9 protein-coding genes are annotated in these 13,953 nt (G+C 64.4%); 2 read left to right on the top strand and 7 right to left on the bottom strand.

All coding sequences use genetic code 11. From position 1 onward, the window contains the following. Positions 1-2: 2 nt before the first annotated feature. Both FNV92_RS19800 and FNV92_RS19795 read right to left on the bottom strand, forming a co-directional pair. Positions 3-1,127, bottom strand: a complete 1,125-nt coding sequence (locus FNV92_RS19800; protein WP_143844911.1) for an efflux RND transporter periplasmic adaptor subunit — start codon at positions 1,125-1,127, stop codon at positions 3-5. Positions 1,128-1,144: 17 nt separating this feature from the next. Next, a complete protein-coding gene (locus tag FNV92_RS19795; protein WP_143844912.1) occupies positions 1,145-2,698 on the bottom strand; it encodes an efflux transporter outer membrane subunit in 1,554 nt (517 codons plus the stop codon). A 207-nt stretch (positions 2,699-2,905) separates the two neighbouring features. Here FNV92_RS19795 and FNV92_RS19790 point away from each other — a divergent pair, with 207 nt between their 5' ends. Beyond that, positions 2,906-3,583, top strand: coding sequence for a TetR/AcrR family transcriptional regulator (locus FNV92_RS19790; protein WP_168213634.1), 678 nt, complete (start codon positions 2,906-2,908; stop codon positions 3,581-3,583). Here the strand turns inward: FNV92_RS19790 and FNV92_RS19785 are convergent. Both FNV92_RS19785 and FNV92_RS19780 read right to left on the bottom strand, forming a co-directional pair. Continuing rightward, complete coding sequence (locus tag FNV92_RS19785) at positions 3,570-4,934, bottom strand: M23 family metallopeptidase (RefSeq protein ID WP_143844913.1); 1,365 nt, start codon at positions 4,932-4,934, stop codon at positions 3,570-3,572. The two genes, FNV92_RS19790 and FNV92_RS19785, sit on opposite strands and share 14 nt — an antisense overlap. 111 nt (positions 4,935-5,045) lie before the next feature. Further along, positions 5,046-5,777, bottom strand: coding sequence for a peroxiredoxin (locus FNV92_RS19780; RefSeq protein WP_143844914.1), 732 nt, complete (start codon positions 5,775-5,777; stop codon positions 5,046-5,048). 195 nt (positions 5,778-5,972) lie between these two features. Here FNV92_RS19780 and FNV92_RS19775 point away from each other — a divergent pair, with 195 nt between their 5' ends. Next, positions 5,973-9,794 (top strand): YhdP family protein, encoded by a 3,822-nt coding sequence (locus tag FNV92_RS19775; RefSeq protein WP_168213635.1) that lies wholly within the window; start codon positions 5,973-5,975, stop codon positions 9,792-9,794. A gap of 175 nt (positions 9,795-9,969) precedes the next feature. Here the strand turns inward: FNV92_RS19775 and FNV92_RS19770 are convergent, their stop codons facing one another. The 3 genes from FNV92_RS19770 to FNV92_RS19760 form a co-directional block, all read right to left on the bottom strand. Next, positions 9,970-11,664 (bottom strand): methyl-accepting chemotaxis protein, encoded by a 1,695-nt coding sequence (locus tag FNV92_RS19770; RefSeq protein ID WP_143844918.1) that lies wholly within the window; start codon positions 11,662-11,664, stop codon positions 9,970-9,972. A 394-nt stretch (positions 11,665-12,058) separates the two neighbouring features. Next, a complete protein-coding gene (locus FNV92_RS19765; protein ID WP_015686436.1) occupies positions 12,059-12,463 on the bottom strand; it encodes a DoxX family protein in 405 nt (134 codons plus the stop codon). A 219-nt stretch (positions 12,464-12,682) separates the two neighbouring features. Beyond that, complete coding sequence (locus FNV92_RS19760) at positions 12,683-13,942, bottom strand: MFS transporter (protein ID WP_143844920.1); 1,260 nt, start codon at positions 13,940-13,942, stop codon at positions 12,683-12,685. Positions 13,943-13,953: the final 11 nt, after the last annotated feature.

The raw sequence follows: 13,953 nt of genomic DNA, 5'->3' as shown, positions 1-13,953 counted from the left end.
TCTCACTGATCGGCGGGTAACGGATTCGGATCGTTCGACACCGGCACCGAGTTGTCGACCTTCAGCAGGGTGCCGTTGCGCAACTTGATTTGGCCTGCGGTGACGACGGTTGCGCCCTTGTCGATGCCCGAGAGCACTGCAACCTGGTCGCCGCGGGTGGGGCCTGTCTTGACGAAGGTCTGGCGGGCGACCAATCCCTGCTTGCCCGGCGCATCGCTCTTGATCGCGAGAAACACCGACTCGCCATACGTGTTGTAGACGATCGCGGTCTGCGGCAGCGTGAGGTAGCTGGTAGGACGCCCGACATTCACGTCGATGCGCGCGAACATGCCGGGCAGGAGCTTGCGGTCCGCATTGTCGAACAGCGCGCGGACCTGGACGTTGCGGCTGGTTTGATCGACCTTGGAGTTGAACGCCTGCACGGTGGCCTTGAAGCTGCGATCGGGAAAGGCGTCGACGCGGGCCACCACGTCCTGACCGACCTTGACCTGATCGATGGCCTGCTGCGGCAACGTGAAGTCGACGAAGAGACGGTCGAGCGCCTGCAGCGTGACAATGGTTGTGCCCGCGGTCAGATATTGACCGACATCGACCTGGCGCACGCCGAGCCGCCCGGAGAAGGGTGCGCGCAGCGTCTTCTGGTCCACCAGCGCCTTCTGCTGCGCCACCAGGGCCAGCGCATTGCGCTCGTTGACCGCGTCGCTGTCGACCGTCGCCTGGCTGACGGCATTGATCTTCAATTGCCCCTGATCGCGCCGCAACGTGATGCCGTAGCCGTCGGCGGTGGCCTGCAGCGACTGCAGCTTGGCGACGTCATCCTCCTTGCGCAGATCGAGCAGCGCATCGCCCGCAGCAACGTCCTTGCCGGATTCGAAATGGATGGTGTCCACGATTCCGGGCTGTTGCAGCGACAGATCTGCGCCATTCACCGCGCGGAACGTACCGATCGCGGTGATGCTGGATTGCCAGTCGCTCATTTGCGCGGCGGTTGTCGAAACCGTCTGCGGCGGATCGGCGAGCGAGGCCATGACCTGACTGATCATGCCGGCGCGGAAATTGACGAACCAGGCGAGGGCGGCAAACACCACCCCGATGGCACACAGCATGATGATCATGCGCTTCAACATGGTGTCGGGCTTTCGCGTTAGTTGGATTGCGGAGACGGCTGCGGCGGCAGAGCTCCGGCGGGAACGAATATCGCTGCGATGCCCGCGGGCCTGACCTCGGCGTCAGGAGATTCATCGATGCGATTCCACCAGCCGCCACCCAGAGCCTGATACAGCGCTACGGTGTCGGCGTAGCGGGAGGCCTGCGCCTTCACGCGGTTGATCCGCGCTGTCAGCAGCGTCTGTTCGGCATTGATGACGGAGATGAACGTGGTTGAACCGGCCTTGAATTGGGCCTGGGACATCTTGAGGCTTTCGGCCGCGGTTTTTTCCGCCTCGATCTGGGCCTTCAGGAGGTCGGCATCGGATTGAATCGCGCGCAGCGCGTCGGCAACGTTCTGGAACGCGGTGATGACGGTCGAACGATATTTTGCGCCGGACTGCTCCAACGCCGCGACCTTGGATTCCTTGGTGTGAAACAGGTTTCCGGCGTCGAAGATCGGCCCGGTCACGCTGGCGGCCACGCTCCAGGCGGCGGATTGCGGGCCGTAAAGACTCGATAGTGCGAGTGCCGAGCTGCCACCCGAGGCCGACAGCGTGACGTTGGGCAGCATGTTGGCGGTGGCCACGCCGACGTTCGCGCTGGCCTGGTGAACCTGGCTTTCGGCGGCCTGGATGTCCGGGCGTTGACGTACCAGCAGGGACGGAACGGTGACCGGGAGGTCGCGCGGCAGGCGCAGGTTCGACAGCGGCACTGCCTCGCCCCTGTCCTGGCTCGGCAGCCGACCAAGATAAGCCATCAATTGGTTGCGGTTCTGCGCGCGCGACTTTTGCAATGGCGGCAGGGTCGCGACCGTCTGCGCGAGCTGGGCCTTCTGGGTCAGGACGTCGGCATTGGAGACGGCGCCGAGGGCGAACTGCTGCTCGAGCAGTGCCACCAGTTGGCGCTGACCCTCGATCTGTTCCTCGGTGACACGAATCTGATCCGCATAGGAGGCGTCACTGATCGCGGTCGTCACCACATTGGCCGTCAAGGTCAGGTAGGTCGCTTCGAGCTGGAAGCGCTGGTAGTCGGCATAGGCAAGATCGGCCTCGATCCCGCGTGCCTTGCCGCCGAAGATGTCGGGCGTGAAGGAAATGGGGACGGACGTCTTGTAGAGGGTGAACAAGGACGACGATCCGGTCTGCCCGGACTCCGCCAACGGCGTTTGGCTGCGGGTGACGCTGTCGCTTCCGGTGATGGACGGCAGCAGCGCGCTCATGTCTGCCGCTGCAACTTCGCGTGCCTGGCGCAGCGCGGCCTGCGCTGCGGTGATGTCGGGATGGTTCTCGATCGCTTCTCGCACGAAGGCTTCGATCCTCCGCGAACGAAACACTTTCCACCAGACGCCCGGAACGTCCGCGCCTTTGACGAAACTCTGTGGGGTACCGCCAGGCCCATCTGTTCCAGCAGCCGAGGACAATCGGCCCGCCGTATAGCCGCTCACGGGGGGAGGTTCGGCAGGCACAAAGTTTGGACCGACCGCACACCCCCCAAGGGCAAGGGTGCATGCCGTCAATGCACCCTTTTTCAACCAGGCGTAAAAAGTCATTGCTGCTCGCTCGGAACTGAACCGTTCAGTACTTGACGGGAGCAGAACGCGTTGTCAACAGTACTGTACTGTTCAGTTTTTTGTGACCCTATGGGAAAGAGGATATCGCTGCCGATTCCCATCCTTTGTTTTGCCGGGGTGATAACAATCCGGAAAGTTGTGGGTTTTCACAGGCGACAGCACTGGTGCGCCAAAGGAGAGCCGTCCTTGATTGAAACAACCGATCACCCTGTCCGCGAAAGGGAAGGTTCGCACGCTGGCCGCAAGGTTGACATCGTCACCCGTGCGGCGTGGGACCTCTTTCTGGACCAGGGATTTTCCGCAACCAGCATGGACGCCATCGCGAAAGTCGCAGGTGTTTCCAAAGCCACGCTCTATGCCTATTTTCCGAGTAAGGAGGCCTTGTTTGCGTCCTTGATCGTGGCGGAGTGCGAGAGCCTGCAAGACGACTTGCCGGTGCCGAAACTGTCGGCGGGACTGTCCGAGGCGCTGCGGGAGTTCGCCAAGCAATACCTCACCAGCTTCATCCATCGAAAGGACGTCGCTTTCGTCCGCATCATCGCCAACGAGAGCGGACGCTTTCCCGTGCTCGCCCGGCTGTTTTATGAAAGCGGACCCGAGGCGACGACCCGTCGGCTTTCGGTATTTCTTGACGAAGCCAGGGCCAAAAAACTGCTGGAATTTGACGATCCAGTTGAGGCCGCCAAGCAGTTCCTGTCGCTGGTGCGTGGTGAACTGCCACTGCGAATCGTATTGGGCCTCAGCGATATCACCGAGCAGCAGATCGAACAGGAGATCGAGGCGGGGCTGAAATTCTTCCTGAAAGCGACCCAGGCTCGACCTGAGATGCTCTTGATAGCTGAGCCGATGTCTAGCCCGCGCTGAGGCGCACGCCGGCACGCAGGAATTTCTGCGGATCGACCGCTTCGCCGTCGATGCGGGTTTCGTAGTGCAGGTGCGGGCCGGTGGAGCGGCCGGTCGATCCGACCAGCCCGATGACCTGGCCGAGCTTCACGATCTCGCCGACCTTGACGTTGATCTCGGAGAGATGGCCGTAGCGGGTCGAGAGCCCATTGCCGTGATCGACCTCGACCATACGGCCGTAGCCGCCGGACCAGCCGGCCGAGACGACCTTGCCGTTGGCGGTGACGCGCGCGGGATCGCCGGTTGCGGCGCGGAAGTCGAGACCGGTATGCATCGCGGGTCGGCCGAGGAAGGGATCGCTGCGCACGCCGAATCCGGACGTGAATTCGACTTCGCCGATGACGGGCTTGCGATAGGGCACCAGCGCCAGCGTGCGATTGAGACGATCCATCTCGGCGCGGGTGACGTTGATGCGATAGAGCTGCTTCTCGAACGGGCCGGCATTGGCCGTCAGTTTGACGGGGACGAAAGGACCGCCCATCGCGGAGCGCGGCACGGCGGCTTCGAGGCTGGCGAGATTGAGGCCAAGATCGCTGACGACGCCGCGCATCCGGCGCATCCGTGAATCCATGCCTTCCTCGACGGCGCTGAGCGCCGCGATCTGGCGGCGCTCGACCTGGTCAAGCGAGGTGGTCAGCCTGACCAGGACGTTGTCGAAACCCTGGTTCTTGGCGAATTGGTTGGTCGACGGCGCGATGACGGCCGGCGCACGCGATTCGAGTCTTGCCTCGCGATCCGGCGGCGCGACGAAGATCACGGTGTTGCTGATCGGCGACGGCTTGGGCGTGCCCTGCGTCAAGCCCTGGTTCGAATCGCCGCGCTGCGGAGTCGCGCGGGGGATCGACCCGGTCACGTCGGGCATGGCGCCAAGTGCCGTCGCCCGGGACTCCAGCGCCGTCTGGCGCTTCATGATCTGGTCGAGCTTCTGGTCGAACTGTTCCTGGTCGAGCAATTGGCGGCTGGTGGTGCGGTCGACCTTAGCGCGCAGCTCGGTGATGCGATCCTCATAGGCGTATTGCATCTCGGCCTGGCGGGCGATCAGCCGGGTCAGGACGTCGTCGCGGAAAGCGAAATAGGTGGCGGTCGCCGCCGACCAGAGCCCGAGCAGCACGACCGTGCCGACCACAATCCAGAACACGACGGGTCCGAGCCGGACCTGCTTGCCGTGATGCACGATGGTGTAGGCGTCGTCGGTCGGGGCAAGGGGAATCGCGGCCGCCACGGCAGCCGCAGGTCGGCGGTGGAAAACGCGGCCATGGTCGTGAGGGTGATGTTGGGGGTACTGCGAGAGTTGGGCAGAACTTTTCGACATCGGCTCTCCGGCGCCGGTCGGAACGGTTCCTTGCGGCTCAATTGCCGCGGCAATCTGGGCTGGTCATGGTTAATTTTCCGGAAACGGAAGCGCTCGAATCTAACGGACTGGTTAAAGACTTCTTGCGGCTTCCAGCACCTGATCGGCATGGCCGTCGACCCGAACATTGCGCCAGACCTTGGCCACCTTGCCGTCGGCCCCGATCAGCAGCGTGGTCCGAAGAATCCCCAGAAAGCTCTTGCCGTACATGGATTTTTCGCCCCAGGCGCCATACGCCTCCAGCATCTCGTGCTTCTCATCCGAAATGAGAGGAATCGCGAGCTTGTGCTTGTCTCGGAACTTCTCCTGCGCCTTTAACGGATCGGCCGAGATGCCGAGCACTGCGGTACCGGCAGCGGCGAAGGCGTCGGCCAGCCGGGTAAAGTCGATCGCCTCCCTGGTGCAGCCGGGCGTGTCGGCGCGGGGATAGAAGAACAGGACGAGCTTGCGGCCGGCATAGTCGGCCAGGGTGATCATGTCGCCGCCATCGCGGGGCAGGCGGAAGGCGGGGGCCTTCTGACCCTCGACCAGGGTGGACTTGGGCAAGGCGGACTTGGGCAAGGCGGACTTAGCCTTGTCTTTGGCCTTCACGGGCGCGGCCGCTGATTTGGAGGAATTTAACTGTTTCGATGCGGCCCCATGTGATCCTGATTTTGCTATGCTCCCGGTTGATTTGCTCGCCGGTGTCCGCTGTGTTTTCGCTGACTTTGTTTGAGTCGTTACCCGCGCTGTCGGGGCCTTCTTTTTAGCTGTCGGACTGCCGGAGGGCGTTTTGGGCGATTTCTTTCGGGATTTCTTGGACATACGCCTTCCTTTCGTCGCTTTCGGCGGGTCAACCAAAGCGGTATTGCAGCTCTCGTCCGGTATTCCGGAATCGCGCCCTCGGCTGGGCGAGTCTGACGGCGCCGGAGTATGGTTACAAGGAATTCCACGCACCACCCCACTGCTCGTTGAACGCGCTCCCGGGGCGAAATGACGAACAGCAGGAATATTCGAGGTATGGCGGCATTGCCGGGGCGGGGAGCTTCGATCCCCGTCGACGGCTGCGGTCCCGGTGGCGCTCAATCCCACGATGGGCGCTTGTATCGAGAGGCAATGGCAAGGAATACGTCGCCCCAGGATTACAATCGGGATCTCGACCGGCGCGGCGGCCAGCAGGAGCCGCAGGAATGGGACGACGCCGACTGGGATCCGGATCAGGAAGCGGCGGCGCGCCGGCGGGCGCGGCGGCTGTTGTCGCGTTCCAATTCAGGGTTTCATCGTTTTGGTGACGGGTTCGGTTCGTTGCGCCGCTGGCTGGGCGGAGGTCGCTGGCTGAAGCGGATGGCCATCGTGGTCGGGGCCCTGGCCGTCGTCTTCGTCGGCTGTTTCGGCGCGCTGTGGTGGCGGCTTGGCGCGGGGCCGATCAATCTCGACATCGCGACGCCCTGGCTCGCTGCCGCCATCGAGGACAATATTGGCCACGGCAACACGGTCGAGGTCGGCGGCACCCAGATCGAGCGGGTCGGCCGGGTTCGCATCGCGGTGCGCATCCGCGACATCATCGTGCGCGACCGCGACCACGCCATCGTTGCCAGTGCGCCGAAGGCGGAGGTGAAGCTGTCGGGTGTGGGTCTGCTGATGGGGCACCTGCGCGCCGAAAGCCTCAATCTCGTCGACGCCGAGCTCGCGATCCGGATCGCGCCTGACGGCACTGTCACCGTGTCGGCCGGCGACACCGCAAAACCGCTCGCAACCGGCGTGGCATCCAAGAAGGATGCGGGCCTGCCGCCGACATTCCCGCGCAACGGTGTCCCGCCGCCGCCTTTCGCGACGGCACCTGCGGGCCAGGACCCATCTCAGGCCGCAGCGCAGGCCGCCCCTCAGGCCACGGCCCAGAGCGGAATTCTCCAGGGCCTCGACTGGCTCGACAGCCTGAGCATGACCGGCCTCGACGGACAGAACCTCAACGAGATCGGTCTGAAGAACGGCAATCTGATCGTCGACGATCAGCAGCGCGGCAGCAAATGGTCGTTTGAGAACATCACGCTCAGCCTGCGCCGGCCGGCCCGTGGTGGTGTCACGCTCAGCTTCGGCGAGGAGGGCGCACGTCCCTGGTCGTTGCGCGCCACGATCGGTCCCGCCGAGAACGGCGTGCGCTCGGTCGACATCCGCGCCGACAAGGTCTCCACCGCCAACATCCTGCTGGCGCTGCGGGTGAAGGACCTCACCTATACGGCGGACCTGCCGATGACGGGAGAGCTCAAGGGCGAGCTCGGCCGCGACGGCGTGCCGACCTTCTTTCGCGGCAAGGTCGCAATCGGCGCGGGCAACATCATCGACACCGACACACCCGACTATCCGATGGCGATCGACTCCGCCGAGATTAACGTCGAGTGGGACGCCAATCGGCGGGTGCTGGTTGCGCCGTTCAAGATCCTGTCGGGCGCGAACCGTCTGACGCTGCTGGCCCATCTCGAGCCGCCCAACGGCACCGTCAACGATTGGCAGCTCGGTTTCAGCGGCGGCTCGATCCTGCTCGGCGGCATCGACAACGAACCGCCGCTGGTCTTCAACCGCATTGCGATCGGCTTCCGCTTCGACACCGACCACAAGCGCATGCTGCTGACGCAGGCCGATATCAGCAATGGCGAGATCGGCGTCGCCGGCACGGGGGCCATCGACTATTCGGGCGAGCCGCGGCTGACGCTGGGCTTCGCGGGAACGCCGATGTCGGCCTCCGCGCTGAAGCGGATGTGGCCGACGCTCGTAGTTCCCGAATTGCGGGAGTGGGTGATCGAGCGGATCGAGCGCGGCACGCTTCAGCGCATCGAGATCGGCGTCAATTCACCGACCAGGAACCTGCCGCGCAAGGGCCCGCCGATTCCCGACGACGGCCTGTCGGTCAACATCGTCGCGAGCGGCGTCGCGGTCCGTCCCGTCGATGGCATGCCTGTCGTGCACGATGCCGATTTGAAGGCGCGCGTGACCGGGCGTACCGCGACCGTGAATATCGCCCAGGGCATCGCCGATACGCCGGCGGGCCGCAAGGTCACGATCTCCGACTTCGTGTTCGAGGTGCCGGACATGGCGCCCAAGCCGTCGCCGTCGCGGACCAGGTTTCGCGTCGATGGCCCCGTGCCCGCGGCGGCTGAAATGCTTGCCAATGACCGGCTGAGCGACCTGTCGTCGACCGTCGTCGACCCCAACACCAGCAAGGGCACGTTCACGGCCAATATCCAGCTCGGCATGCCGGTCAAAGGCGAGCTGAGCAAGGCCGACACCGTCTATTCCGTCACCGCCGATCTCAACGGCTTCTCAGCCGACAAGCTGGTGATGAACCAGAAGCTGGAAGCCAACAATCTCAAGATCGCCGCGAACAACCAGGGTTATCAGGTCAAGGGCGACGTCAAGATCAACGGCCAGGCGGCCTCGCTCGATTACCGCAAGCCGGCCGAGGGCGATGCGGACGTCAAATTGCAGACCACGCTGGACGACGCCGGTCGCGCGCGCCTGGGATTCGATCTCAGTCCCGCCGTCAGCGGATCGGTGCCGATCAAGCTGTCGGGCAAGATCGCCGGCGGCCCCGACCAGACGACGAAGCTCGGCATCGAGGCCGACCTGACCTCGGTCAAGCTCGACAACATCCTGCCCGGCTGGGTCAAGCTGCCGGGCAAATCCAGCAAGGCGACGTTCAAGGTGGTGCCGACCGCGCAATCGACGCGTCTGGAGGACATCGTCATCGAAGGCGGCGGCGCTTCGATCAAGGGCTCGCTTGAGGTCGATCCGAACGGCGATCTGATGAATGCGAACTTCCCGATTTATTCTCCGTCCGACGGTGACAAGACGTCGCTGAAGGTGGAGCGTGGTCAGGACGGGGTGGTGCGCGGCACGATGCGCGGCGACGTATTCGACGGCCGCGGCTTCCTGAAGTCGGCGATCTCAGGCAATTCCAAGGACGATGCCAAGAGCAAGATGAAGAACGTCGATTTCGACATCGACGTGAAGCTCGGTGCCGTCGCGGGGTTCAACGGCGAGGCGATGCGCAGTGTCGACGCCAAGATGTCGAGACGCAGCGGCGCCATCAAGGCCTTCACCCTGAGTGGCAAGATCGGCCGCGACACGCCGGTGGCAGCCGATCTGCGCGGCGGCCGTGCCCAGGGCAACCGCGAGGTGATCTACCTCCAGACCAACGATGCCGGCGCGCTGCTGCGCTTCACCGACACCTACACAAAGGCGGTCGGCGGCCAGATGGTGGTGGCGATGGAGCCGCCGACATCCGAGCCGAACACGTCCCGCGAAGGCCTCATCAACGTGCGCGACTTCACGGTGAAGGGCGAGGCGCAGCTCGAGCGCGTCGCCGCCGGCGCGCCCAACGGGACCGGCAGCGGCGTCTCCTTCAGCGCGTTGCGCGCCGAGTTCACCCGGCAGAACGGGGCGCTGACCGTTCGCGACGGCGTGGTCAAGGGGCCGATGATAGGCGCCACCATCGAGGGCTCGATCGACTATCCCGGCAACCAGGTCTGCATGAGCGGCACCTTCGTGCCGATGTATGGCGTCAACAACATCTTCGGCCAGATTCCGTTGTTCGGTATCTTCCTCGGCGGCGGCAACAATGAGGGACTGATCGGTGTGACCTACGAGGTCGTCGGCACGCCTGCCGCGCCCGTCATGCGCGTCAACCCGATCTCGGCGATGGCGCCCGGCCTGTTCCGCAAGATCTTCGAGTTCAACACCGGCAAGCAGAACTCGCCGTTCGATGAATTCCCGTCGCAGTCGAGCGACGGCTCGACCGGATCTGCCAGCAAGCTCTCGAGTGGCTGCAGCCTGGCGAGGCGGTAGCTCAAGAAGCCCAGAACTCTGTCATGGCCGGGCTTGTCCCGGCCATCCACGCCTCACCACGCCGTACCAGGAACGTGGATGTCCGGGACATAGGCAAGCGGAAGCGACGCCGTCCTTTGGACGGCTATGCCCGGGCATGACGACGTGTTGTGGATGTATTGGGGAGCCCGCCCCCTTATGCCGCGCGCACGCCGGCCAGGAAGGTGCCGACTTCGCCGGAGAGCTGCTCGGCCTGCTTGGAGAGGTTCGAGGCGGCCGCGAGCACCATGTCGGCGGCGTTGCCGGTCTCGTTCGCCGCCGTGCTGACGCCGCCGATATTGGTGGTGACCTCCTTGGTCGCCTCCGCGGTCTGCGAGACGCTGCGGGCGATCTCGGCGGTGGCGGCGCCTTGCTCCTCGATGGCGGCCCCGATCGAGGCGGCGATACGGCTGACCTCCTCGATGGTGGCGGTGATGCCGCCGATCGCGTCCACGGCTTCCTTGGTCGCGCCCTGGATCTGGGCGATCTTGTCGCCAATCTCACGGGTGGCTTCCGCGGTCTGGCTCGCGAGCGACTTCACCTCGGAGGCGACGACGGCAAAGCCGCGGCCGGCTTCACCGGCACGCGCCGCCTCGATGGTGGCGTTGAGCGCGAGCAGATTGGTCTGTGCCGCGATGCTGGAGATCAGCTCGGCGACGTGCTCGATCTGCTGGGCACCATCCGACAGCGCGCGGACGATGGTGTCGGTGCGGCGCGCGCTGTTGACGGCGCGGCCGGTGACTTCCGCGGATTGCGCGACCTGGCGGCTGATCTCGGTAATGGAGGAGGACAGCTCCTCGGCGGCCGCGGCGACAGTCTGGACGCGCTGGCTGGCTTCGGTGGCGGCCGAGCCGACCACGGCGGCGCGGCGGTTGGTGCCTTCAGCCGTGGACGACATCGACTTGGCGGTGGTCTCCAGCTCCCCGGAGCCCGAGGCCATCAGGCCGACGAGCTGGCCGACGGAAGCGTCGAAGCGGTCGGCAAGCGAGATCAGCGCGTCGCGCTTCTCCTGCTCGGTGCGGGTCTTGGTGGCGACCTGCTCAGCCTCGAGTGTGCGGGCGGTCAGGGCGGTCTGGCGCAGCACTTCGAGCGTCTCGGCCATGCGACCGATCTCGTCGCCGCGATCAGTCTCCTCGACCGGCTTGTCGATGGCGCCCTCGGCGATCTCCTGCATGCGGTTTTTCTGCCGGTCGAGCGCGCTCAGCACGTCGCGGGCGATCAGCCAGGATAGCGTGGCCATCAGCAGCATCAGGCCAAGGCCGACCGCGGCCAGCTCCAGCGTGAGCGCGCGCACGTCGGCGTCGATATCGTCGACATAGAGGCCGTAGCTGATGGTCGCGTTCCAGGGCGCGAACTTGCGCGCGAACACGGTCTTGCGGACGGCCTCGGTCTGACCGGGGCGGGGATAGAGGTAGGATGTCACGCCGCCCTGCGCGGACAGGTCGCCCGCCTTGATGATTGCGTCGGCGATCAGGACGCCGTTGGAATCGGTTGCGCCGGTGATCTTGCCTTCGAGCTTCTGGTTGGCGCCGTTGACGATGATGGATGTGTCGGCGTTGTAGACGACCGGGTAGCCTTGGCCGGCGTTGAAGCTCATCTGGCGACCGCGAATATGGAACAGGGCCTTGGCCTCGGCCTGCGTCATCTTGCCGGCGGTGACGTCGTCCTGAACCGACTGGGCCAGGCTGTAGAGCATATCGACCGCGGTCTTCATCTGCTGGACCCGGTCCTCCATCATGCGGCTCTTGCTGAGGAAGCCCGAGACCGCGATGATGGCCGTGACGGTCAGAGCCGCAAGGCAGACCATGCTGGCAAGCTTGGTGCGGATCTTCAGGTGGCTCAGCAACTTCATCGCAGCCTCTACGAAATGGTTGTTATTGCTCGCATGGGTAGCATGAAGTTCTTACCAATCATGAACATAGCGATGCGGCGGCCTGCCGCGCGCGTGACCGTTCGCAGCCATGTGCGCAATTGTGCAGACGAACCGACATGCATCGGCGCGCTCCAGCGCGAATGCTGGCGACAACCGATCTCAGACTTTGGTGGTCAGCGAGCCTGGCAGGAACGGCAATGAGCCGATTCGCTCACCGCCTCGTCATGTCCGTGCTGCTCGCAGCGGCCCTCGTTCTGATCTGGAACGTACTGGGCTCGCGCTAGGTGACACCGGCAAGGCTGCCGATGCCATCCGTTACTTGTGGGTTAATTGCGCGCGCGTAAGCCGCGCGCAATGCGATGCTGTCGACCCGCTAGTCCTTGCCCATCGCCGCATCGGCGCTGACCGATCCGCCGCCGGCTGCCGAGAGGTAGAGGCAGGCGAAGCAGAACAGGATCGCCGCAGTGCCGCCATTGAGCAGCGGCAGGAACACCGGCGTGTCGCCCTTGAGCATGTGGCCCATGAAGTAGGCGAAGGCCATCTCACCCGAAAGAATGAATGCCGCAAGACGGGTGAACAGGCCGATCATCAGGAGCGCGCCAAGCACGAGCTCGATCGTGCCGGCCGCGTAGATCAGTGGGGGGATGTTCGCGAAGTAGGGAAGCACCGGAAACTTGAACAGCTTGGCGACGCCGTACTGAAACAGCAGCAGGCCGGTGATGAAGCGAAACAGGCTCAAGAGAACCGGTTGAAAGCGAACGAGATAGGGAAAGTTCATTGGTTTGTGCCCTCCATCCAATGGTTGCGACTTGGACCGCATTCAGCTGCACCCCGCAAGTCGCCCAAGCTCGATTCGCGCTGACATTTTTGTCATGTCGGACAAAACACCGCAGGCTGCGTTTTCAGCCGGGCGTAGTCCGCTTTTTTGCGCCAGTTTGAGCGCATCCGTCCGTATTTATCCGGTGATGCGAATGCGCGCAGGTTACTTCCGGGAGACCTAGCGCCGCAAAGCCGGCACAATGAGGAACGGAATCATCCCGAGCACCACACTCGCAAGTGCGAAGGCGAGCAGCGCGTTGTAGCCATGCGTCGCGTCATGGATCAGACCGCCGCTCCAGGAGCCGAACGCCGAGCCGAGGCCACTGCCGATCGAGATGGTGCCGAAGATGGTGCCGACGCGCTTGCCCCTGAAGATCTTCATCGCGGTCGCCGTGATCAGCGGCCCGCGCGAGCCCATCATGCTGCCGAAGCAGACGACGAAGCCGGTGAGCAGGATGACATCGGGATAATACTGCAACAGCCACAGCAGGACGATGCCGATGATCGAGATCGCGTAGCTGAGCAGCACGGACGGCCGGCGCCCGATCAGCCCGTCGAGGGCGGAAACCCCGAGCATGCCGAACACCAGCACGACACCGGAAAAGCCCCAGGCGGTTGCGGCCTGGAGCGGCGGGAATCCGGCATCGATCAGATAGGCCACGATCTGTGCCGCGATCGCATACATGCCGACAGCGGTGAAGAAGAAGGTCGAGAACAGCGCCCAGAAGGCGTGGTGTCGCATGGCGCTCGCCAGCGTCCAGCCGTGGTCGACGAAATCGGGATCGGTCTTCTTGGCGACATGCGGCGAGCCGGACGCGAACAGCCGCCACGGCAACAGCAGCAACGGCACCAGCAGACCGAGTGAGGCGAAGCCGAACAGCTGGTAGGTCTCGCGCCAGCCGAGATGATCGATCAGGAGCTGCGAGGCCGGCAGCAGCGCCAGCACGCCGCCGCCCATCGCCGAGTACACCACCGCCATCGCTGTCGGCAGCTTTGGGCCGAACCAGCGGCCGAGCAGGATCGAGTTCGGCACATTGCCGATGAAGGCGACGCCGACGCCGACGCACAACCCGATCGAGAGCTGGAACTGCCAGAGCGATTGCGCGTGCGCCGCGATCAGAAAGGCCGAACCGAGCAGGAACAGTCCGAGCGCGTAGACGATGCGTGGTCCGGAATGATCGAACAGGCGTCCGACCAGCGGCGCGGTCAGTCCGCTGATGAGCCAGGTCAGCGAGTAGATCGAGACGACCTGCGCACGGTCCCAGCCGAAGCTTTCCGAGATCGGCTTGAGGAAGACGGTGAAGCTTTCGCTGAGGCCCCGGCCGAGCACCGCCAGTGTGAAGCACAGCGCAAGCACGACGAGCGCTGTGCGCACCGCGCCCTGCTGCATCGCAACTCCGTTGTCCCTGGTCGTTTCCCTGGGCGTGTTCTGGTCCATTGCCCGTCAGG

The sequence above is a fragment of the Bradyrhizobium cosmicum genome (genome assembly GCF_007290395.2).
Lineage (GTDB): Bacteria > Pseudomonadota > Alphaproteobacteria > Rhizobiales > Xanthobacteraceae > Bradyrhizobium > Bradyrhizobium cosmicum.
This window is presented reverse-complemented; position numbering and strand designations above follow the sequence as displayed.